The sequence below is a fragment of the Veillonella sp. oral taxon 158 genome (assembly GCF_018376515.1).
In the GTDB taxonomy this organism is placed as follows: Bacteria; Bacillota; Negativicutes; order Veillonellales; family Veillonellaceae; genus Veillonella; species Veillonella rogosae.
This window is the reverse complement of record NZ_JAHABE010000011.1, coordinates 11,795-34,297: the sequence shown is the minus strand read 5'-3', so window position 1 is coordinate 34,297 and position 22,503 is coordinate 11,795. Positions and strand designations below refer to the sequence as shown.

18 protein-coding genes are annotated in these 22,503 nt (G+C 38.3%); 14 read left to right on the top strand and 4 right to left on the bottom strand.

The genetic code is table 11. The features are described from left to right. Nucleotides 1–153: 153 nt before the first annotated feature. On the bottom strand, nucleotides 154–1,092 hold the full coding sequence (locus KH364_RS07455) for a LysR family transcriptional regulator (RefSeq protein WP_009351392.1): 939 nt from the start codon (nucleotides 1,090–1,092) through the stop codon (nucleotides 154–156). Nucleotides 1,093–1,197: 105 nt separating this feature from the next. Between KH364_RS07455 and rnmV the strand changes: the two genes are divergently transcribed. Both rnmV and rsmA read left to right on the top strand, forming a co-directional pair. Further along, nucleotides 1,198–1,731, top strand: a complete 534-nt coding sequence (rnmV, locus tag KH364_RS07450; protein ID WP_105097800.1) for a ribonuclease M5 — start codon at nucleotides 1,198–1,200, stop codon at nucleotides 1,729–1,731. Nucleotides 1,732–1,739: 8 nt separating this feature from the next. Further along, nucleotides 1,740–2,594 carry a 16S rRNA (adenine(1518)-N(6)/adenine(1519)-N(6))-dimethyltransferase RsmA gene (gene rsmA / locus KH364_RS07445; RefSeq protein WP_009351415.1) on the top strand — a complete coding sequence of 285 codons (855 nt, stop codon included), beginning with the start codon at nucleotides 1,740–1,742 and terminating at the stop codon, nucleotides 2,592–2,594. 105 nt (nucleotides 2,595–2,699) lie between these two features. Here the strand turns inward: rsmA and KH364_RS07440 are convergent, their stop codons facing one another. Together KH364_RS07440 and KH364_RS07435 are read right to left on the bottom strand one after the other, a co-directional pair. After that, nucleotides 2,700–3,947 (bottom strand): sodium/glutamate symporter, encoded by a 1,248-nt coding sequence (locus KH364_RS07440; protein ID WP_009351427.1) that lies wholly within the window; start codon nucleotides 3,945–3,947, stop codon nucleotides 2,700–2,702. Between the two features lie 539 nt (nucleotides 3,948–4,486). Then, a complete protein-coding gene (locus tag KH364_RS07435) occupies nucleotides 4,487–6,082 on the bottom strand; it encodes a peptide chain release factor 3 (protein WP_273299154.1) in 1,596 nt (531 codons plus the stop codon). Nucleotides 6,083–6,260: 178 nt separating this feature from the next. Here KH364_RS07435 and KH364_RS07430 point away from each other — a divergent pair, with 178 nt between their 5' ends. Next, the gene (locus KH364_RS07430; RefSeq protein WP_273299153.1) at nucleotides 6,261–8,570 is read left to right on the top strand and encodes a DNA topoisomerase 3; all 2,310 of its coding nucleotides are present in this window, start codon (nucleotides 6,261–6,263) and stop codon (nucleotides 8,568–8,570) included. A 161-nt stretch (nucleotides 8,571–8,731) separates the two neighbouring features. Here the strand turns inward: KH364_RS07430 and KH364_RS07425 are convergent, their stop codons facing one another. Further along, nucleotides 8,732–10,030: a DEAD/DEAH box helicase gene (locus KH364_RS07425; RefSeq protein ID WP_273299152.1), complete on the bottom strand. Its 1,299-nt coding sequence runs from the start codon at nucleotides 10,028–10,030 to the stop codon at nucleotides 8,732–8,734. A 558-nt stretch (nucleotides 10,031–10,588) separates the two neighbouring features. Here KH364_RS07425 and KH364_RS07420 point away from each other — a divergent pair. From KH364_RS07420 to hypF, 11 genes are all read left to right on the top strand, one after another. Further along, complete coding sequence (locus KH364_RS07420) at nucleotides 10,589–10,819, top strand: FeoA family protein (RefSeq protein WP_009351422.1); 231 nt, start codon at nucleotides 10,589–10,591, stop codon at nucleotides 10,817–10,819. A 12-nt stretch (nucleotides 10,820–10,831) separates the two neighbouring features. Then, nucleotides 10,832–13,204 (top strand): ferrous iron transport protein B, encoded by a 2,373-nt coding sequence (gene feoB, locus KH364_RS07415; RefSeq protein WP_273299150.1) that lies wholly within the window; start codon nucleotides 10,832–10,834, stop codon nucleotides 13,202–13,204. Nucleotides 13,205–13,435: 231 nt separating this feature from the next. Beyond that, a complete protein-coding gene (locus tag KH364_RS07410) occupies nucleotides 13,436–13,636 on the top strand; it encodes a FeoB-associated Cys-rich membrane protein (protein WP_009351407.1) in 201 nt (66 codons plus the stop codon). 110 nt (nucleotides 13,637–13,746) lie between these two features. Next, nucleotides 13,747–14,007: a DUF6110 family protein gene (locus KH364_RS07405; RefSeq protein WP_004697111.1), complete on the top strand. Its 261-nt coding sequence runs from the start codon at nucleotides 13,747–13,749 to the stop codon at nucleotides 14,005–14,007. Between the two features lie 16 nt (nucleotides 14,008–14,023). After that, nucleotides 14,024–16,162, top strand: a complete 2,139-nt coding sequence (locus KH364_RS07400) for a heavy metal translocating P-type ATPase (protein WP_009351394.1) — start codon at nucleotides 14,024–14,026, stop codon at nucleotides 16,160–16,162. Nucleotides 16,163–16,277: 115 nt separating this feature from the next. Next, entirely contained in the window at nucleotides 16,278–16,682 is a 405-nt protein-coding gene (locus KH364_RS07395; protein ID WP_009351406.1) for a hypothetical protein, read from the top strand. Further along, complete coding sequence (locus KH364_RS07390) at nucleotides 16,675–17,517, top strand: hypothetical protein (RefSeq protein ID WP_273299149.1); 843 nt, start codon at nucleotides 16,675–16,677, stop codon at nucleotides 17,515–17,517. The genes KH364_RS07395 and KH364_RS07390 overlap by 8 nt, the downstream gene beginning before the upstream one ends. Before the next feature lie 50 nt (nucleotides 17,518–17,567). Then, nucleotides 17,568–18,362, top strand: coding sequence for an ECF transporter S component (locus KH364_RS07385; protein WP_273299148.1), 795 nt, complete (start codon nucleotides 17,568–17,570; stop codon nucleotides 18,360–18,362). A 68-nt stretch (nucleotides 18,363–18,430) separates the two neighbouring features. After that, on the top strand, nucleotides 18,431–18,574 hold the full coding sequence (scfA, locus tag KH364_RS07380) for a six-cysteine ranthipeptide SCIFF (protein WP_004693318.1): 144 nt from the start codon (nucleotides 18,431–18,433) through the stop codon (nucleotides 18,572–18,574). Nucleotides 18,575–18,740: 166 nt separating this feature from the next. Beyond that, on the top strand, nucleotides 18,741–20,150 hold the full coding sequence (gene scfB, locus KH364_RS07375) for a thioether cross-link-forming SCIFF peptide maturase (RefSeq protein ID WP_273299143.1): 1,410 nt from the start codon (nucleotides 18,741–18,743) through the stop codon (nucleotides 20,148–20,150). Between the two features lie 35 nt (nucleotides 20,151–20,185). After that, a complete protein-coding gene (gene hypF, locus KH364_RS07370; protein WP_273299142.1) occupies nucleotides 20,186–22,468 on the top strand; it encodes a carbamoyltransferase HypF in 2,283 nt (760 codons plus the stop codon). Nucleotides 22,469–22,503: the final 35 nt, after the last annotated feature.

Below are 22,503 nucleotides of genomic sequence, written 5' to 3'. Positions count from 1 at the left end.
AGCACTCTCCTGAAATGAGCTGCATCTCAAAATTGTGTCCAATTTTGGGGCAGTTCATAAAAGAGAGTGCTTTCAACATACTATTTAATACAATTATTTAATTCGCCTAGAGTTATTAAAATGTACAACTCTATTAATACTATAATTTTCTAATTATTTTTTATCGTCTGGCAGTTGAATATGTCTGCCATAGTTGCCAACGTATTGTTCTAAGGCTTGAATATATTCTTGGCCTAAACGACTGCGTTGCATTTTGTTGTTAGTAATATAGCCAATGTGCATCAAGCCTTCTTCTGCAAGCGGCACAGAGATGATGTTTTCACCATTAACCTCTTTGTCGATTACACCACTTGATACAGTGTACCCATCAAGTCCAAGTAATAGACTAAATAAAGATGCTCTATCGCGAACGCGGATGTGTTTTGGACGTACAACGGTACTGAAAATTTCTTCAGAGAAATAGAAGGAGTTATGATCCCCTTGTTCAAAGGAGATATATGGATATTCTTCTAATTCATCCATAGAAACTACATCTTTATTGGCTAACGGATGTGTTTTACCGATAAAGATATGAGGGTGAGCCGTAAATAATTCTGTAAAAGTTAATTCGTTGGTATGAATTAATTTTTCTAATACAGGACGATTGAAATCATTATAATAGAGCAAACCGATTTCACTCTTCATATGAGCTACGTCGTCGATGATTTCATAGGTTTGTGTTTCGCGCAAGGATACATCGTATTGATCGATACCTGCACCTTTTAAAAGCTCTACAAAGGCATTAACTGCAAAGGAGTAATGTTGAGTAGAAACGGAAAATTGTTTTTTCCCGCCGCTTTGGCTCTTGTATTGCTCCTCTAAAAGGGCCGCTTGCTCAAGGACTTGGCGTGCATAGCCGAGGAAACGTTCTCCTTCTTTAGAAACAGTAATACCTTTATTGGTACGATCGAAAATGGTAATGCCCATTTCCTTCTCTAATTCTTTAATGGCCTTTGTAAGGCTAGGTTGAGATACAAATAATCTCTTGGCAGCTTCACTAATACTACCTATATTGGCAATTGTTGTGACATACTTTAATTGTTGTAAGGTCATAATAGGCCTCCTTTTATATATTACACTACTTATACTACTCGATTATAAGTATTTAAGCAATGTTATATATGTGTTACAATGTACTAATAGAATAAAGGAGGAACTATGCTTAAACAAGTCATCGTCGTAGAAGGAAAATCTGATATCCAACGCATTGCCCAAGCTGTAGAGGCTGACTGCATAGCAACTGAAGGTTTTACCCTTAGAAAAGGCGTTATTGATATGATTCGCGTTGCTTATGAAAAGCGTGGCATCATCATATTAACTGATCCAGATACGGCAGGGGAGCGAATTCGTCGCGTATTGACGAAAAAATTCCCTAATGCACAACATGCCTTTGTCCCTCGTGACGAAGCTTTTGCAAATGATGATATTGGCATAGAACAAGCATCTCCAGAATCCATTAGAAAGGCTTTATCTACATTACATGTAGAGTCTTTAGAATCATCCAATGAATTTTCCATGGTCGATTTAGTACGACATGGTCTTTCAGGTATGCCAGATAGTGCAGCTCGTCGAGCTGTTATCGGTGCAAAATTAGGGATTGGCTACGGAAATGGTAAGCAGTTTTTATATCGGTTAAATCATTACGGTATAACGCGAGATGCTTATGAAGAGGCAGTAAATAGTTTGAAATAGGAGTTAAGATGTTAGAATCAGTAATTGCAAGCCCAGAGGTAGTACATTATATATGTAAACGCTTCGACATTAAAATGAGCAAAAAGCTAGGGCAAAACTTTCTTATTAAACGAGGCATCGTCGATGAAATCGTTCATGCTGCGGAGTTGACACCTGGTGAACCTGTATTAGAGGTTGGTCCTGGTATTGGTACCTTAACACAAGGTTTAGCACAAAGTGGTGCAGATGTAACGGCTATTGAGCTTGATCGTCGTCTATTAGAAGTATTAGATACAACATTAGCATCTTATGACAATGTACGCATCGTTCATGGTGATGTATTGAAACTAGATGTACCGACCATCATGAACCATAAACCATTTAAGGTGGTTGCTAATTTGCCGTACTATATTACAACGCCAATTATCATGTCGCTATTGGAAAGTAAATTACCAATTGAGCGCCTCGTTGTAATGGTACAAAAGGAAGTTGCTTTGCGCATGGTAGCAAAGCCTGGTACAAAGGATTATGGTGCTTTATCTGTAGCGGTTCAGTATTATACAGAGCCAGATATTGTTCTTGATGTACCGCCTAAATCCTTCTTACCAGCTCCTGCGGTAACAAGTTCTGTCATTCGCTGCGTATTACGTGATAAACCTCCTGTAGATGTCATTGACGAGAAACTATTCTTCCGTGTTGTGAAAGCTGGTTTTGCGCAACGTCGTAAAACATTTTCCAATACCATGAAAACAACGGGCTTATCAAAAGATAGAATCGAAGAGCTATTAGCAAAAGCAAATATCGACGGTCAACGGAGAGGAGAGACCTTTACTCTTCAAGAATTTGCCGATGTAGCTAATGCATGGGCCTCTTTAATTAAATAGTATAATGCAAAAAGAGCTTATTAGATTGATAGTATTTAAATCTAATAAGCTCTCTTTATGGTAATAAGTTTTTCATAAAAAAAGGACCCGAATGGGTCCTTTTTATTAGTACAAGAAGCCTGCCATTGTTGTAATGAGGAAGGCGTTTGCAAAGTCGATTAAGAATGCACCTACCAAGGAAACTACGAGCCATGCACGAGGGGATGGACCGTGTTTGCCTGCCAAGGATAACATGTTAACCAACGCATTTGGTGTAGCACCTAGACCGAAGCCGATGGCACCAGCGCCAAGCATAACAGCATCGTAGTTGCGACCAAAGATAAAGTAGATAAGGTATGCAAATACACAGATAAGTGCACTTTGTGCTATTAAAATTGTAATCAATGGTAATGCAAGATCGATTAATTGAACTAGTTTCAAGCTGTTGATAGCCATTGTTACGAATAAGGACAATGCTACGTTAGATACTGCGTCAAGTGCAGAATCGTTGATTTTGTAAGCTTTAGTAAAGTCACCTACGTTACGAATTACAGCTGCACAAATCATAGCGCCGATGTATGCAGGTAGTGGAGTAAGAACGGATAAACCAGCACTTACGATAGTACCGATACCAAGTGCAAGACCAATCCACATACAAATAGTTAAAAGATCTTGAGAGTTGAATTGTTTGCCTCCGATTTCAACGTGAGCTTCGCTCATGTCGATACCGTCATCTTCAAATAATTCAGGATTTTGGTAAGGTGTTTTTACTTTGTGCATTTTAATAATGCGCTCACCTACAGGAGCACCTAAGACTGTACCAGCAACCATACCGAATGTTGCGGCTGCAACTGCAGCAGATGCTGTACCAGGGATGCCAAGTAATTGTTCGTAATACGGACCGAAGGCACCAGCTGTACCAAGACCGCCGATCATGGATACGGAACCTGCCATGATGCCGATGATTGGTTCAATGCCCAACGCTTTAGCAATCATAATGCCTGCAGTATTTTGTACTACAATCCACACTGCGCAAGCTAGGAAGAAGAAGATAATAAAAACGCCGCCTTTTTTGAGGACTTTCAAGGAAGCCATCAAACCGATAGTAGTAAAGAAAGCGAGCATTAAGAATGTTTGTAGAGAGCCTTCAAATGTAATGTTTAAAATCTTGTAATAAGAAAGAATAGCAGTTAAAAATGCAAATGGAAGGGCCCCTACAGCAGGTGCAGGCATACACATTCTTTGTAAAAATTGTGAATGTTTGTTAATCCAAGTACCTATGAACAAGGTAATAACAGCGAGACCTACGGTTTGGATCATGGACAGTTTTAATGTCCATACATTGTTGACTAAGGCTAAGTCAATTAGTGGCATAAAATCACTCCTTTAAAAAAATAAACCTATATTTTATGGTATCATGAATGGTTGAAAAATACTATAGAATATACACTGTATAAAAATCTTATATATTTTCTTTACAACACTCACAACAACATTAAAACCTATACTTATATGTATATAATATGTATATAACTATTTATAATTATATACATAGCATACATGATATGTCAAAAAGTAATATCATAAATTACTTACCTACATAATCATATTATATGTATTCGACTTAAATCTGTGATTTTCCTCCTACATATAAAAAAATAAACTGGAATATATTTCTTAAATTCATAATTCTATGAAATATATTCCAGTTTTAAATTTTAAAAGTATTATATAGTCTTATTTTGCCTAGTTTCTTGAATTCATATGGGGCAAATTTAACCCGTATATACATATAAGGGTATAACTAAAATGTATATTCTAATACATAAAATAATTAGAAGTTATAGCGGTTATAGCTGTTATAGATTGTATTAGCATTGTAGAAAATATATGTATTATAGTTAGTTTAAGCGTTATAGCTCATGATGTAGTTTAGGCGTAGTTAAGAAGGTAACATCTGGATTACGCTCTTGTACCCAACCCATTTGCCATTCGTTGGAAATAAGAACTACCGTGCGATCGCGATTATCTTTTACGATCATCGCATTATCAACACCTTTCAAGGATGCAATATCTACTTCCCCGTCAATCCAGCGAGCTACACTGTATGGCAATGTATGATTTAGTAAATCTACACCATATTCGTTTTTAAGGCGATATTCTAATACTTCAAATTGAAGCATACCAACGGCGCCAACTACGAAGGAGTCAAGGGCACCTGGTTGTTCAAAGATTTGAACCGCACCTTCTTGAGCCAATTGAGTCATACCCTTTTGGAATTGTTTACGCTTCATCGTATCTTTTGGAGATACGCGAGCAAAGAATTCCGGTGGGAATACAGGGAAGTCACCGAAGGTTACTTTGTGCTTTGGTGCGCATAATGTGTCGCCTACGCCCATTGTACCAGCATCAAAAACACCGATAATATCGCCAGGGTATGCATCCTCTACGATAGTGCGTTCTGTAGCTAAGAATTGTTGAGGTTGAGATAGGCGAATCGTTTTGTTGGATTGTCGATGTAATACGGACATGCCTTTTTCAAATTTGCCAGAGCAGATACGCATGAATACGATGCGATCATGGTGGTTAGGGTCCATATTAGCTTGGATTTTAAATACTAAGGCGGAGAAGTCTTCACTAGTAGGTTGTACTATTTCTTCTACAGCTTGACGTGGAGCAGGGGATGGCGCCAATTCTAAGAATTTCTCCAAGAATGGTTTTACCCCAAAGTTTGTCATAGCAGAGCCAAAGAACATCGGTGTCAATCCACCGGCACGAACTTTATCAAAGTCAAATGGATCGCCTGCAACATCAAGCAACTCAATATCATCAAGCAAGGCTTGATATACATCATCACCTAATAACTCTTTCATGCGAGGATCAGTTAAAGCACCTTTTTCAGAGGCTAGTTTTTCTTGACCATGTGTTTCATCTTTTGCAAAGAGCTCGATAGTTTCATGTTCTCTATCGTATACACCTTTGTACTCGCCATTGATACCAATAGGCCAGTTCATAGGGCATGTACGAATGCCAAGAACATTTTCGATTTCTTCCATCAAGTCAAATGGACTACGACCGAAATGGTCAATTTTGTTTACAAACGTAAAGATAGGAATGCCGCGCTCTTTAGATACGGCAAATAGTTTTTTCGTCTGTGCTTCGACGCCTTTTGCTACATCGATAAGCATGACAGCACTATCGGCAGCCATCAATGTACGGTACGTATCTTCGGAGAAGTCCTGGTGACCAGGCGTGTCGAGGATGTTTACGCGACAACCGTCATAGTCAAATTGCAACACCGAACTCGTTACGGAAATACCACGTTGTTTTTCGATTTCCATCCAGTCAGATACAGCATGTTTTGCAGTTTTACGAGACTTTACGGAACCCGCCAAGTGGATGGCACCACCATATAGTAGTAATTTTTCTGTTAATGTTGTTTTACCCGCATCCGGGTGAGATATGATAGCAAACGTACGACGACGTTGTACTTCTTCTAAAAATGTCATGGTTCACCTCTATTAGTATGTTTGTATAAGTAGATATATATTACAGTTCTACTTTTACAGTCTATATCGTAAAAATTATACATGATTTTTCTAGTTATGACCACTAAATTGTAGTATAATGAGATTTCATAGAACGGCTTGGGGATTAGCCGTTATCTTCATGTTAAGGAGGGGGACCATGCGGTTATTTATTGCAGAAAAGCCATCCATGGCTCGCGAAATTAGTAAATGCTTGCCAGAAAATAAAAATATCCAAAAGCGGAATGGCTATTTTATCCAAGGTGATGATGTAGTGACTTGGGTGGTTGGTCACGTATTACATCAAGCAGAACCAGGCGATTACGATGATAAATATATTCGTTGGCGCCCTCAAGATCTGCCGATTGTGCCAGCTGAGTGGAAACTACTCGTTACAGATAGCAGTCGTCAACAATTTGAGACGGTAAAAGATCTAATCGGTAAAGCGGATATTATCGTAAATGCAGGTGACCCGGACAGGGAAGGGCAACTTTTAGTTGATGAAGTACTATACTATGTCGGTAATACAAAACCAGTACAGCGAATTTTACTAAATGCGCTCGATGAAAAATCTATTCGTTCTGCTCTTAATGATTTACGAGATAATAAGGACTTTCATAATTTATATCAATCGGCTTTGGCAAGAGCTCGTGCAGATTGGCTCATCGGTATGAATTTATCTCGAGCATATACTTTAGCCGAACGCTATAAGGGCAATAAGGTGACATTGCCTATAGGGCGAGTTAAGACACCTACTTTGGCGCTCGTTGTACGTAGAGAACGAGAGTTAGCTGCATTTAAGCCAGTAGACTATTTTACTGTGAAAGTTTTGTATAATCATCCTAATGGTGTATTCTGGGCTACATGGCAACCTACAGATGAGCAGAAAGGCTTAGATCCTGATGGTCGTCTCATCAATAAGGCTATAGCTGATGCATTAGTTGAACAGTTGAAAGATGGTCCAGATGGTATTATTAAGGCTGTTACTAAATCTAAGAAGAAAGATGCACAGCGATTACCATTATCCTTGTCGTCCTTACAGGTATTGGCCGGTAAAGCATTTTCCTATGATCCGCAAACTGTGCTTGATACGGCACAGAAATTATACGAAAAGAAATTGACCACCTATCCTCGTTCTGATTGTGAATATTTACCACCGAATCAATATGGTGATCGTAATGCGATTCTCAACAATTTACAGAGTGCAGGTGATGAGCGGTTAGCACAGTGGGCTAGTGATGCTGATCGCTCTATTAAGAGCCGCGCTTGGAATGAAAAGAAAATTACGGCCCATCATGCTATTATTCCGACTACGGTTGCTTGTAATATAAATAGCTTGACTCGTGAGGAACGAAATATTTACTTCCTCATCAGCCAAGCTTATATTGCTCAGTTTTATGGAGAGCATGTTTATGAGCAAACTAAAATTGTAGTAGAGCAGTGTAAGGAAGAATTTGTTGCTAATGGCCGTGTAGTTATTGAAGAAGGCTGGAAGACCCTCTATAAACGACAAAAGTCTAAGTCTACAACAGATAATGAGGAGCCGGATTTAACGGATGAAAGTGGGGCCGAATCAGATCCTAAAAAAGAAGTTCCTGAAGAGGCGGATCATTTACCAGCCGTTAAAAAGAACGACACTGTTTTATTTACGGATTCCTCTGTAGAGGCGAAGCAAACCAAGCCACCATCTCGCTTCACGCCGTCTACTTTGTTACAAGCAATGAAGGAAATTCACAAGTTTGTAAAAAACGAAGACTTGAAAAAGCAATTAAAAGCGGTGTCTGGTATTGGTACGGAGGCGACTCGCGCTAATATTATTGACGAGCTCATCAGTCGTGGATTTATGAAAACTTTTGGGAAAAAGCAAGTTCTATCGCCGACGGAAACAGGCTATCTTTTAGTAGATGCATTGCCTGATGAATTGTTGTATCCCGATGAAACGGCTGTTTGGGAGGAACGATTGGCGCTCATGAGTGAAGGTGAGGATACATTAGATTCTTTCTTGTCTGATCAGATTAAGTTTTTGAAGCATTTGATTGATAAACTGGGCTTTGATAAACAAGGCAGTTCTGGTCAAATGATGCCTAATGTGGTTCGCACCATAACAAATCAAAACCGTAAACGTCCTATGGATAATACTAGTGTCGATGTATCTTCTTTGCCTATTTGTCCGAAGTGTAATAAGGGCCGTTTGCAACAGCGGAATGGTAAATTTGGCGCCTTTTTAGGCTGTACCAATTATCCTGCATGTAAGCATACGCAACCTGTTGAAGATGTTAATCCTAATGGTGAAAGTAATATTGAAATATCTGATGACGATAAACAATATAAATGTCCGCGATGTAAGCAAGGTTATTTTGTAAAGCAAGAGGTGAGAGGTCGAGTAAACTGGATTTGTAGTAATCGATCTCAATGTAAAACTCAGTGCTCCGATGTAGATGGAGTACCAAGTATTTACGCAAACAAGTAAATATTAATCTATTATAGTTAAATATATAATATATAGAAGATACTAATGTAGTTTGATAATTAAAAAACGCGTACAGCTATGCTGTGCGCGTCTTTTTGTTGATATATTGTTTGAAGAGAAATAATATCTTCATTTACTAAACAATCAATATAAATGTTGTCTTATCTACGTTTGCCACGACGTCCTGTTTGAGACGTAGCTGTGCGGCGTTGGCGTGTGTTGGAACCCTTATGACCACGTGCTTTGTGGGCCTTAGCCTTAGTAGCTTGGTAAGAGCTACTTACTTTAGGTTTACCTGTTGCTTTTGTACGTTTTGGTGCAGCACTTGCGTTACCCTTAGTTTTGATTTGACCATCTTTAGTGTATTTAGTAAGCGTTGCTTGGATGGCACGCTCGATGCGTCGTAACCAAGATTCATCTTGTGGTGTTGCAAAGGTTACGGCCACACCAGAATTACCAGCGCGACCAGTACGGCCAATACGATGGATGTAGTAATCTACATCGCGAGGTACATCATAGTTATATACATGAGTAATACCTTCAATATCGATACCACGAGCTGCAATATCTGTAGCAACTAAGATTTGTGTTTTGGCTTTAGCAAAGTCTCGCAAAATTTGAGTACGACGGCCTTGTGTTAAGTCGCCGTGCATTTCTGCGATGTTAAGACCAGCTGCAGTTAGTTCATAGGATAGACGAACCGCACCTTCTCGTTTATTACAGAAAACAATTGCTAAGAACGGATTATCTTCTTCAATCATTTTGATGAGACGTTCTGTTTTTTCTTCAGGATTCATCATATACACACGTTGATCAATCGATTCAAGGGTAACATGTTTACCTTCAGCTGTAACAGAAACCGGTTTAGACATATATGCCTTTGCAAGGTTACGAATTTTGTCTGGAATCGTTGCAGAGAATAGTAATAGTTGTCTATTCGAATCTGTTTGACTGATGAGACTTTCAATATCAGGTAAGAAACCCATATGAAGCATTTGGTCTGCTTCGTCTAGTACAACTCGGCGAATACAATCTAAATGTAAAGAACCTCGTTTCGCGTGATCTAGTAGACGACCTGGTGTACCTAAAATCACTTGTGGACGGCGACCTAGTTGTTGTAATTGGGCTTCAATTGTTTTACCGCCGATAAGAGGTAGGATATCTATGTTTAGAATCGCTCCAATTTCTTTCGCCTCATCTGCAATTTGTTTTATAAGTTCACGTGTAGGTGCAATGATAAGCACTTGTTCTTGATGTACATCTGTATGTACACGTTGAAGAATAGGCAATAAGAAGGCAAGAGTCTTGCCTGTGCCTGTTTGAGCTTTTGCTATAACATCATTCCCTTTAAATACCACAGGAATGGATTGTTCTTGGATTGGCGTGGGCTCCTTGATACCTTGTTTTTGTAGGGCTTGGATAAGCTCATCGCAAACGCCTAAAGTTTTAAAAGATTTCATGGATAGTCCTTTCTATAATACATATTATATTAATTATACCTTATGCACATAGCAGGGGCAAATAAATTGAATTGTTATCCTTGGCAGTATTATTAGCGGGGAACCATAGACGATTTAAATAAAATAGGTGTGAAATTATATTAAAATCACAACTAATTGATAATAAATTGAAAAATAACGATTTAATGAATATTTATGAGAATGAAAAACATTAAAATATAAATATTAAAATAGAGTTTAAAGAGATAAATGAGAATGATTAAGTTATCAGTAATGATAATCTTAGTAATTTTTATTATTTTATATTTCTACTATGAATTAAGTGTAGAGAGGTAAATACTATACCCAATGGGGTTATCTTGAATCATAATAAAATAATATTCATAGTTAATATGAGAAAAAAATATATATATAAGATAGAAAATAACCTTAAAATTGATAATAATTGTTGAAATTAATGTTTGATTTGGTATAATAGTTTAAGATATTAATACGCATTCTTATTTGGTGTGGTTAATATGAGGTTGTTAGGTACAAAAAATAAATAGGAGGTGTAATATGGCTATCAAAAAATTGAAAGACATGAAGCCAGGTGAGTCTGGTCTTATTGTTGCTCTACATGGCAGTGGCAATGTTAAACATCGTCTGATTGACATGGGCCTTGTTAAAGGTACAAAAATTCATGTTATGAAGTTTGCCCCTTTGGGTGATCCAGTAGAAGTTAAAGTTAAAAACTTTGAATTAGCACTTCGTACAAGTGAAGCTGGCATGATTGATGTAGAGGTATAATAGGAGGTCTATATGGCAGAAAATAGGCAAATTCGTATTGCCTTAGCAGGTAACCCTAACTGTGGTAAAACTACAATGTTTAACAATATCACAGGGGCGAAGCAACACGTTGGTAACTATGCCGGCGTTACGGTAGAAAAGAAAGAAGGCCATGCTAATTTTAATGGTCGTGATTTATTATTTATTGACTTACCAGGTACGTATAGTTTAACAGCACGTTCATTGGATGAGTTAGTAGCTCGAAATGTAATCGTAAACGATAATCCAGATGTAATCGTAAACGTTCTTGATGCATCTAACTTAGAACGTAACTTGTATTTAGCGGCACAACTGTTGGAACTTGAAAAGCCAATGGTTATTGCTCTAAACATGTCTGACGTTGCTGAAGAAATGGGCATCAAATACGACTTTAAAAAAATGGCTGAATTAACAGGCGCTACAATCGTTAGTACAGTAGGTCGTACAAACATTGGTACAAAAGAGTTGTTAGAAGCAACAATTAGCGTAGCTGCTTCTCAAAAAGCGCCTGGTGTAACAGTTAATTATGGTGATTTATTAGAAGGCAAAATTGCTGAACTAGTAGCAGCACTTGAAGAAGCTGGTACAGTAACGTATCCACTACGTTGGATCGCTATTAAATTATTAGAAAACGATCCAGATGTGGTGGAAAAAGTTAAAGGCTTTGCGAATACAGAGGCAGTTTTACAAAAGGCAGCTGCTATCCGTGAAGAAATCAAAGATCAAGTTGATCTTGATATAGTATTCCAAGAATATCGTCATCGTTATGCTGTTGAAGTATATAACCAATCTTTAACACAAGCTCCAAAAGAAATAGAAACACGCTCCGATCGTTATGATAAAATCTTAACACACCGTATTTGGGGCTTACCAATCTTCATGATTGTTATGTACCTATTGTTTGCGTTCGTAAACATCGTAGGTGGTATTCCTCAAGGTTGGATTGAAGATGGCTTTGCTGCATTACAAGCTTATGCAGTTCAAAATATTCCAGAAGGTCAATTACAGTCCCTTGTATCTGACGGTATTATCGCCGGTGTAGGTGCCGTACTTTCCTTCTTACCATTGATTCTATTGCTATTCCTTGGTATTTCCTTCTTGGAAGATACTGGTTATATGGCCCGTGCAGCCTTCGTTATCGACCGCGTAATGCGCGCTTGTGGTTTGCATGGTAAATCCTTTATTCCTTTATTATTAGGCTTTGGCTGTTCCGTACCATCCGTAATGGGCGCTCGCATCCTTGATAACTATAAGGATCGAATGGTTACAATTTTGATTACACCATTCATGAGCTGTTCTGCTCGTTTACCTGTATACATCTTATTTGCTAATGCGTTCTTCCCAAATGGATGGGATAGTACATTAGTTGTATTCTCTGTATACTTCTTAGGTATTATCTTTGGTGTTATCTTTGCGAAAATCTTCCGTAAATTCATTTTCTCTGGTGAGGCTGAACCATTTGTAATGGAATTACCTCCTTACCACTTGCCTACATTGAAAGCAACTTGGTTACATATGTATGAACGTGCTAAATTGTACATTATTAAAGCCGGTACTTTCATCATGGCAGCATCCATCTTGATTTGGTTTATCACTGCATACCCTATGGATGTAGAATACTCCAAAGATTACGATGCAATGAAAGAACAAGTTGCTCAAGCGTACGAAGTAAAAGATGCAGCTACATTAGCACAATTTGGCATTACTGCAGATGACCAAAAAGAAGCAGTAGATAAAATTGTTGAAGATATGAAATCTACTGTACAAGATGCTACTGATGCTGCTAAGCAAGCAGGAGAAGATGAACCTGAAGTAGCCGTAGAAGCTGATTCTGCAGCGCCTGAATTATTCAATGATATTAAAGATAAAAATAAAGACTTGTTCCCAGCAGCATGGGCAATGTATAAAAACAGTGCTAACTTAGATGCTGAAAATGACAAACTTGGTAAAGAACAAGCTGCGGAAAAAATTGAACAATCCTATGCAGCATCCTTTGGTAAAGCCATCAACCCAGTGCTAGAACCATTGGGGTTTGATTGGAAAATGGGCCTATCATTAGTAGCTGGTTTAGCGGCTAAAGAGGTTGTTATCTCTACATTAGGTACTATTTACGCTGTTGGTGGCGATGATCAAAATCCAGCACCGTTGACTGAGTACCTACAAAATGACCCTCATTTCACACCGTTAATTGGTTTGACAATGATGTTGTTTATCTTAATTTACCCACCTTGTTTGGCAACATTAGCTGTTATTAAACGTGAAACAGGTTCTTGGAAATGGGTTGCTTTCATGTTCTTCTATGAAAACGCATTTGCTTGGACTGCTTGTTTCATCTTCTACAATGTGGGCCGTGCATTAGGTTTCTAATTCGTGAGTCATTAAATACAGTATTTTAGCCACTTTATAGGTAGTTGAAAGAACTGCATTGAATAATTGCGATTTAGTTATAGTTAATTTGAAAATAATACTTGCTAATTATCAATATTCGTGGTTAAATGATAATGAGAAAAGGGAAATATCCTTTTGATATTGCTTTTATCTTATTTATCACTAAGACAGATATTGTGATTTAGTTGATATTGAGAAAGAGGCAAAATAATGGATAATCTTATTATAGGACTCATAGTTGTTCTAGCTCTAGCTTATATTGGTTCTAAAATGTTTAAACAAGTAGGCGGTAAAGGTGGCTGTGGCTGTGGCGACGGTGGATCTGACTCCGGTAAATCATCTGGCTGTGGTGGAAACTGCAGTTGTGACGGTTCCAATAAAGCATTAGGCATTAAACGTGCTGATAAGTAATCAGAACAACACTCAAGTTTTTGGAAGAGAAGAGGAGTCTCTATAATGGCTTCTCTTTTCAAATATAGTATTTAAATTTTTTATCATATTTAGTAGAAAGGAATGTTATCATGTTCAACATCGATCAAAAAAATCTTAAAAACGCTAACTTATTCGCAGCAGGTCTTGCATTGGGTACTGTAGGTCTTAAAGTGTTAACTTCTAAAGACGCTAAAAAAGTATATGCTGGTATCGTAGCAGCTGGCCTTCGCGCTAAAGAAACTGTATTAGAAACAGCTGAAAAAGTACAAGCATCCGCATCTGATGTATTGGCAGAAGCTCAAGAAATCAACGAAGCACGCAACGAAGAAATCTTTGAAGAAAACAAATAATTAGAGGATTGCACATATGTTACAATTTTCTGTAGTAAAAAAACTCAGAAATCGCTTGCATGTTAAGGTAACTGGTCATCATTTTACAGAGGCTGAAGCCGCTTTTGTAGAGGATACATTACTCCTTAATGATGCAATTGTAGATGTAACCTTCTACACTCGTAGCAGTCAAATCGCCATTAAACATACTGGCGATGTTGATGCTGTGCGTGAAGCAGTGCTAGGTCTACGCGATTTAGATTTGTCCGAAGCACCTGCTTTGAACGAATATTCTCCACGCTTGGTAAATAAAAAATACCGTGAAATGATGATCAACCGCACTGCAGTTTACTTAGGTAAAAAAGCCGTGTTGCCTGCACCAATTGCAGCTGCATGGGCATGGTTTGATGGTATTAAATTTATCGGCAAAGCCATTAAAACATTGTGGCAACGTAAGTTAACTGTCGAAGTACTTGATGGTGTAGCTATTGGTGCCGCTTTACTTCAAAAAGACTACCCTACAGCTGGCGCTGTTATGTACCTATTGGGTATTGGGGATATTTTGGAAGAATGGACTCACCGTAAATCTGTATTAAATCTTGCTCAAAGCATGTCTTTGAATGTAGATAAAGTATGGGTATTAGTTGACGATATCGAAGTGAGCAAGCCAGTTAACGAAGTTGTAGCAGGCGATCAAATTATCATTCGTCAAGGCGAAGTGATTCCATTGGATGGCGTCGTTATCGATGGTGTTGTTCTTGTTAATGAAAGCTCCATGACTGGTGAACCAGAAGCGGTTCGCCGCGATAAAGATAGTTCTGTATATGCAGGTACTGTTGTAGAAGACGGTAAAGCTATTGTAGAAGTACGTAGTACATCCAAAACATCTCGTTACGAAAAAATCGTTAACCTTATTGAAGAGTCTGAACAAATGAAATCTGGTATGGAACAACAAGCATACCGCATGGCAGATAAATTAGTTCCAATTAGCTTTATTGGTGCTGGTTTAACATATTTGTTGACTCGAAATGTAATGAAAGCATTGTCTTTCGTTATGGTTGACTTCTCTTGTGCTCTAAAATTATCTATTCCATTGTCAGTACTTTCCGCTATGCAAGAAGCATCTAAACGCGGTATCACTGTTAAAGGTGGTAAGTTCTTAGAACAAATTGCACAAGCAGATATGATTGTGTTCGATAAAACTGGTACTCTTACAAAAGCAGAACCTGAGTTTGAACAAATCATCCCGTTCAACGGTCATGATGCAGATGAAATGTTGAAATTAGCTGCATGTATTGAGGAACATTTCCCTCACTCCATGGCAAAAGCAATTGTACGCGCTGCTAAGGATCATGACTTGCCTCACAAGGAAATGCACTCCGATGTAGAATACGTTGTAGCTCATGGTATTGCATCTAAAGTCGGTCGCTACCGTGTACGCATTGGTAGTGCTCACTACATCTTTGATGATGAAAAGACAAAAATTCCTGCAGATGAACAAGAAAAATTCAACAATTTACCAAATTCATCTTCCCATATTTACCTCGCTATTGGGGGTACATTAGCAGCGGTTATTTGTATTAAAGACCCTGTTCGAGAGGAAGCAAAACAAGTTATAGCTGATTTACACACTTTGGGTATTAAAAAGATTGTCATGATGACTGGTGACTCCAAACGTAATGCACAACGTGTAGCTGACGAACTCGGTATTGATGAATTACATGCTGAAGTATTGCCAGAAGATAAAGCAGCTTATGTAAAGCAAGCTAAAGCTGAAGGCTATACTGTTATGATGGTAGGGGATGGTATTAATGACTCCCCAGCAATTTCTGAAGCACATGTTGGTATCGCTATGAATGAAGGCGCTCCAATTGCTCAAAAGATTGCGAACGTTACTATTTCTTCCGATAACTTACAAGCTCTTGTAGATTTACGCCGCATTTCTATGGCATTGATGAAACGCATCAAAGCAAATTACAATGGTATCGTTGGTTTCAATGGTGCTCTTGTAGGTGGTGGTGTACTCGGTATTATGCCGCCAAGCCAAACAGCATGGTTGCATAATCTATTCACATTGGGTATCGGCTTAGAAAGCATGACTCCATTGTTGAAGAAAGAAGAACAAAAGGAAACTGTTCCTACAATTGATGTAACAGCTGATTCTGTAGTAGCTTAATTAAAGACCTCCATACTTGGTAAGTATTTACCTGTGTGGAGGTTTTTCTTTTTTGATGACATTTATCCTTGATTATTGTAAAATACAAAGAGATTACATATCATAGGAGATCTATATGAACATTTTGATAGATATTTGTAAACGATCTTTTTATTTGAATCTATTTATCGTGGTAATTCCGATTATTGCGTATATGATTCATAATGGATCGAGTGCGACAGTAGCATTAGTATGGTATTTGTTGTTATCCCTATTTATGCCTTGGGCGTATTTATCGTTTAAAGACAGTACCTTTGGTGATGGTAAATCTATAAGCCGTATTGCTTACATAGTGAGTTGGATTGCCATTCATGGCATTGCATACAAAGGCATTTTCCTAGGTGTAGATTTATCTATGTTGTGGGGCTGGCCAACTGTAGGCAGAGATGTGGCTTTTTTAGTGTCTATGTATATTGGTGTCACAATTAGTCTAATTGTTGCTTACGGTTTAACTCGATTAGTGGGAGGCCGTAATGAATAAAAGTTTTTGGCAATTTACCTTTGTTTGCGCGCTCTTTGTTAGTGCCGTTACAACAGTACTTTCATTAAGTGGCGCCTTATCATTGCCAGTATTAGTATTTCCCGTATTATCGCTGGTGATACCATTTATGGTGCGCAGGCTAAAGAATGCTAAATTTAATGATGACTTGCCGTTGTATATGGGCTATCATACATACAGCTGGGCGTGGTGGACTGTATTTTCTTTTCTTCACACGCCGTTTAGCTTTAATGTAGACAATGGTATAACTAAAGCATTACTACTATTTGTAGTGTACTTTATTGTTCAAGTTCTTATTGAACTATGTGGTTTACTAGGAACAAAGTTTTTCAACCGTACTCACCGTTGGGGTATGATCGATGAAGCCCTCGATATAATTGGTTATATTATACCGATTCCGTTCTTGTATATCGGTTCCATTCTACATATTGATTTACAAGATCCCATGGTATATTTTATGTATGCATCATCAATGAATGTAAATATATTATTTGCTGAGCTTGTTTTGTTGCTAGTATCTTTATTGGTATTTGTATTTTACTTATATCCTCGTGATTTAGCATATAAAGGTGTGCGTTTATTGCGCATTGTTATTACTGCAGCTATGTGGCTTGCTATGAATGCTCATATATTATATGGTGGCTACATTCCTGAATTTATTTTATCTTTAGTTCCCACCGTTTTCCCAACGTACCAAGGTAATCCGCTTATATTTATAACGCCAGCTCTTTTAGAGGCTGGTATGATAGGTGTGGCTGTAATTATTGGTGCATTGGTAGAGCGTGGTATTATTTCACGACGCCGTGAAAGTATTTAATTTCTAGTTTCGACTTATATCCAGCATGGAATGAGAGCGAAGGAGGATTTATGAACAACAATGAACGTCTAGTGGATGATAACTCAACTGTATCAATCCAAGATAATGAAAAGGAAAGTCCTATGGAGATCCCAAAAGCTGAAAAACAAAAGAAAAGTAGTATTACTATTCGTGAACTTACCATTATCGGTTTATTGGCCGGCATTACGATTGCTTTAGGCTTATCTGGCTATGGTATCATCCCATTGGGACCACTCAATGTAACAACACTACATGTACCAACATTGATTGGTGCCATTGTAGAAGGTCCTAAGGTAGGTGGCTTTGTAGGCTTTATTTTTGGTTGCTATAGTTTGTGGCAAAATATTACAGCGCCTAATATCTTATCTCCACTATTTATCAATCCGATCATTTCCGTGTTGCCTCGTGTATTGTTCCCAATCTTAGCATATTTAGTATATCTAGTATTGTGGAAAGTGCCTCAAGGCCCACGTATTATCGTTACCGCATTTATGGGCACAATCTTCCATACAATCATGGTTATGGGCTTAATCTTCTTGCTTTACGCAGATATGTTTGCTCTTAAAATGAACCTTAGCCCAGATCAAGTGTTAGGATCTATTCTTTTCTTATCTGCTACACATGGTATTCCAGAGGCTGTTTTTGCGGCTGTTATCGTTACACCAGTTGCCATGGCATTGCGTAAAGTATTGCGTAAGGATAAGCCTAAGAAAACTAAAGGTGAAGATGTAACTGTAACAGAAGCTAAAGAACCTGAATTAGCTGGAACTACTGCAGTAGAAACTAAAGAAGCTAACGCCGGAGAAGAAAACTTAACGAAATAAGTATTTTACAGGCTTTTTATAAATATGATAAAATAAATATCATTCGATAAGTATTGAGGAGGATAACCATGGCTAAACGCATTCGTACTATCAACACTGAATCTTTACAAAAAACTGCTAAAACTGGCGGTTGTGGGGAATGTCAAACATCTTGCCAATCCGCTTGCAAAACAAGCTGTACAGTTGGTAACCAAGTTTGCAAACAAAAATAATAAAGAGGCTCGCTTAGCGGGCCTTTTTTATTTATGTTTTTAATACATACCTTGTATGGTATATCTTTATGACTCTTTTCATAACCTTTACGTTAGAAATGTGGTACAATTATCTAGAAAGTTCTATATACTAGAACTTTTACCATACATATCAATTGGAGGTACCATGTTAGAATTAAAACCAATGATCCATAAGTTTCGGATGAAGGATAACTACTATTGCTTAGATGTAAATAGCGGTATTATTCACGTTATCGACGAACTCATCGATAGAGTTCTTGACATATATGATGGCACAAATCGTGATGCGGTACATGCTGCGTTAGATGCTAAAGAAGACGCAGTAGAACTCGATGAGATTATGGACGAGTTAGATGAGCTCATTAAAGCAGAACAATTATTTGCTCCAATGAGTACAGAATTTAAACTTGTAGTAGGTGAAAAGCCTATCGTTAAGGCTTTATGTCTTAATATTGCGCATGATTGTAATTTAGCATGTAAATACTGCTTTGCTAGCCAAGGTGATTACGGCGGTGTAAAACGTGAGTTAATGAGCTTTGATGTAGCGAAACGGGCGGTAGATTTTCTCATTAAAATGAGTGGTCCTCGTCAACATTGTGAAATTGACTTCTTTGGTGGTGAACCGCTATTGAACTGGGATGTTGTTAAACAAACCGTTGAATACATTGAGTCCATTCAAGAACAGCACAATAAAATCTTTAAACTTACATTAACTACGAACGGCATGCTTTTAACACAAGATAAAATTGACTATGTAAACGAGCATAAGATGAGTCTTGTATTATCCTTGGACGGTCGTGAATCCGTGCATAATGCAATGCGACCAGTAGCAGGTAGTGGTGCTGAGTCTTATAAATATATTGCTAAAAACCTTATCAATGCCGTAAAACAACGTCATGGTTTAGAATACTATGTACGTGGTACATATACGCATAAAAACTTAGACTTTACTAAAGATGTTATGGCTATGTCTGATCTTGGCTTTGAACATTTGTCTATGGAGCCTGTTGTAGGCGAAGAAGGGGACTATGTTCTTCGTGAAGAAGATTGGCCAGCACTTGAAAAAGAATATGAAAAATTGGCAGATATCTATTTGGAACGTCAATTAGAAGGTTGGGGTGAGAAGTTTAACTTCTTCCACTTCCGTATGGATTTGTACCGCGGTCCATGTATGGCAAAACGTCTTCGTGGTTGTGGTGCTGGTCATGAATATATGGCAATTGTTCCAAATGGTGATATTTACCCATGTCATCAATTCGTTGGTAAAGACGGTTTCGTAATTGGTAATGTGTATGAGGGTTTGCAAAATACAGAAATCCCTAAAAATTTCCGTAACACCCATGTATTCTCAAAACCAACATGTGCTGAATGTTGGGCTAAATTCTTCTGTTCTGGTGGTTGTCATGCTAACAATATTACATTAGGTGGCGACTTAGAAACTCCGTATGAATTTGGTTGTCGTCTACAAAAGAAACGTATTGAATGTGCCATCATGATCCAAGCTGAGTTGGAACAAGCGGGTATCGATGGTAGTATTCCTGTCGCTTTAGGTTAATTATCAATTATTCTCCGAGTATAGTAGGAGTTCATATGAAAGAAAATAGTAATCAAACTATAGAACGCTGGGGAATTCGCTATACCGGTATAGTTCAAGGGGTCGGATTCCGGCCCCTTGTTTCTATGTGTGCCCATTCTCTAGGATTAACTGGTATTGTATATAATGATAGTCACGGTGTATATGTTGAAATACAAGGTCCTCTAGGAGCATTACAACTATTTTTAGATGCTATTCAAGCAGAGCAACCTCGTTTATGCCGTATCACTAGTCAAACAGTGCAACCTCTTACTATAAAAGATGAGGAAACTTCATTTTCCGTTGAACCATCTCCATTAGGAGAAGATGTTAGTACGTTTATCAGTGCAGACACGGCTCCTTGTGAAGATTGTCTTAAAGAGTTACAACATGATAAGCGAAGACAGGAATATTCTTTTATCAATTGCACAAATTGTGGACCACGATATACGATAATCAAATCGTTGCCCTATGACCGGGAACGAACGACGATGAACGAGTTTCCTATGTGTGAAGCTTGTCTAGCTGAGTATGAAGATATAGAGGGGCGTCGGTATAGAGCTGAACCAAATGCATGTTCTCATTGTGGGCCTCGTTATACTTTATACAAGCCAAATCGCACGGCTGTAGATACGGTAAATGTATGGAATACAACGCGTGAATTGATCAATGAAGGTAGCATTATCGCTATAAAAGGGGTAGGTGGCTATCATCTTGTATGCGATGCGCGAAATGACGCGGTTGTACAACGTTTACGGAAGCGTAAGAATAGGCCTCATAAGCCATTAGCTATTATGGTTGGTTCATTAGATACAGCTATAGAGTTAGTTCAAATTAGTGATGTAGAACTAGATGTATTGACGGGGATGGAACGTCCTATTGTGCTATTAGAAAGAAATCATAATAGCTCTGTCCGTTTAAGTTCTCACGTAGCACCTGATAATCATATGCTAGGCGTAATGTTGCCGTATACACCGATGCACGAGGTCTTATTACCCTCTGATGCAGCATGGGTTATGACTAGTGGTAACAAAAGCGGTGATCCCGTATTATATAATGATGACCAAGCGTTTAATGAGCTAGGTGAGGTGGCAGATTATTTTCTCGTTCATAATCGTGAAATCTACGCACCTCTTGATGATTCTGTAGTGATGGTTATCAATAATAAACCACGCTTTATTCGTCGCAGTCGTGGCTACGTACCTGAGCCGATTCATTGTGAAAGCATAGCGGCGACATCGATACTGGCTATGGGCAGTGATTTAAAAAACGCTTTTGCCCTCAATAAAGGGAATGAAATTTTAATAGGGCCTCATATTGGTGACCTAGAAAATGCATCTACCCATGAAACGCTAGAGTGGACGATTAATCGATATGAAAATTTATTTTCCATAGAACCTGAAAAAATAATTATAGATAGTCATCCCCAATTTTTCTCCTCTCATTTAGGAGAACATATTGGGGCAAGCTCACAAATACCAGTCGTCACGGTTCAGCATCATCATGCACATATAGCCTCTGTTATGGCTGAACATAATTTGATAGGCCCTGTACTAGGCATTGCTATGGATGGTACTGGTTATGGTCCAGATGGAACCATATGGGGCGGGGAGTTCCTTCTCTGTAAAGGCAATCAATACCAACGATTAGCTCATATTCATGGAGCTCCTTTACCAGGTGGGGAAAAAGCTGTCTCTGAGCCTTGGCGTCAAGCCTTGTGGTACATACGTAATTATTATGGAAATGATATTCCTTCTGTTTACCAAACATGGATGGAGAATCTTCCGAAAGGTTGGGAAATTCTTGATAAAGCATTGCAATCTACAATGCCCATGATTCAAGCAACTAGTTGTGGTCGTTTATTTGATGCTGTAGGCTCTCTCTTAGGGCTAGGTATGATACATACATATGATGCACAAATTACCATTGCCTTAGAAGCCTTATGCGGCGAAGAAAAAGGTTCTTTACTTGACTATAATTATGATGGGAAAGTTCTAGATTTTACACCTACTGTACAAGCCATTATGGATGGCGTTGTACAAGGTAAATCGCGTGCTCATCTAGCTGCATCTTTCCATAAAACGATTGCTATTGCAGTTTGTGAAACTGCAGCCGATTTGATGGAACGTTATAAAATTAGCGATGCTGCTATATCAGGCGGCGTATTTCAGAACCGTAAATTAGTAGAGTTGATCTATCGTACATGGCATGTAGGTAATTTATATATGAATGAAGCTGTACCAGCTAATGATGGAGGACTTGCTTTAGGCCAATTATGGCTTGGGAGTCAAATCCGATAGTTAGGTTGAGCTACTTGTAGCGGCTATCACTAAAT

Coding starts and splice junctions, on each gene's coding strand:
- KH364_RS07455 (WP_009351392.1), bottom strand. CDS start 1,092: ATGACCTTACAACAATTAAAGTATGTCACAACAATTGCCAATATAGGT.
- rnmV (WP_105097800.1), top strand. CDS start 1,198: ATGCTTAAACAAGTCATCGTCGTAGAAGGAAAATCTGATATCCAACGC.
- rsmA (WP_009351415.1), top strand. CDS start 1,740: ATGTTAGAATCAGTAATTGCAAGCCCAGAGGTAGTACATTATATATGT.
- KH364_RS07440 (WP_009351427.1), bottom strand. CDS start 3,947: ATGCCACTAATTGACTTAGCCTTAGTCAACAATGTATGGACATTAAAA.
- KH364_RS07435 (WP_273299154.1), bottom strand. CDS start 6,082: ATGACATTTTTAGAAGAAGTACAACGTCGTCGTACGTTTGCTATCATA.
- KH364_RS07430 (WP_273299153.1), top strand. CDS start 6,261: ATGCGGTTATTTATTGCAGAAAAGCCATCCATGGCTCGCGAAATTAGT.
- KH364_RS07425 (WP_273299152.1), bottom strand. CDS start 10,030: ATGAAATCTTTTAAAACTTTAGGCGTTTGCGATGAGCTTATCCAAGCC.
- KH364_RS07420 (WP_009351422.1), top strand. CDS start 10,589: ATGGCTATCAAAAAATTGAAAGACATGAAGCCAGGTGAGTCTGGTCTT.
- feoB (WP_273299150.1), top strand. CDS start 10,832: ATGGCAGAAAATAGGCAAATTCGTATTGCCTTAGCAGGTAACCCTAAC.
- KH364_RS07410 (WP_009351407.1), top strand. CDS start 13,436: ATGGATAATCTTATTATAGGACTCATAGTTGTTCTAGCTCTAGCTTAT.
- KH364_RS07405 (WP_004697111.1), top strand. CDS start 13,747: ATGTTCAACATCGATCAAAAAAATCTTAAAAACGCTAACTTATTCGCA.
- KH364_RS07400 (WP_009351394.1), top strand. CDS start 14,024: ATGTTACAATTTTCTGTAGTAAAAAAACTCAGAAATCGCTTGCATGTT.
- KH364_RS07395 (WP_009351406.1), top strand. CDS start 16,278: ATGAACATTTTGATAGATATTTGTAAACGATCTTTTTATTTGAATCTA.
- KH364_RS07390 (WP_273299149.1), top strand. CDS start 16,675: ATGAATAAAAGTTTTTGGCAATTTACCTTTGTTTGCGCGCTCTTTGTT.
- KH364_RS07385 (WP_273299148.1), top strand. CDS start 17,568: ATGAACAACAATGAACGTCTAGTGGATGATAACTCAACTGTATCAATC.
- scfA (WP_004693318.1), top strand. CDS start 18,431: ATGGCTAAACGCATTCGTACTATCAACACTGAATCTTTACAAAAAACT.
- scfB (WP_273299143.1), top strand. CDS start 18,741: ATGTTAGAATTAAAACCAATGATCCATAAGTTTCGGATGAAGGATAAC.
- hypF (WP_273299142.1), top strand. CDS start 20,186: ATGAAAGAAAATAGTAATCAAACTATAGAACGCTGGGGAATTCGCTAT.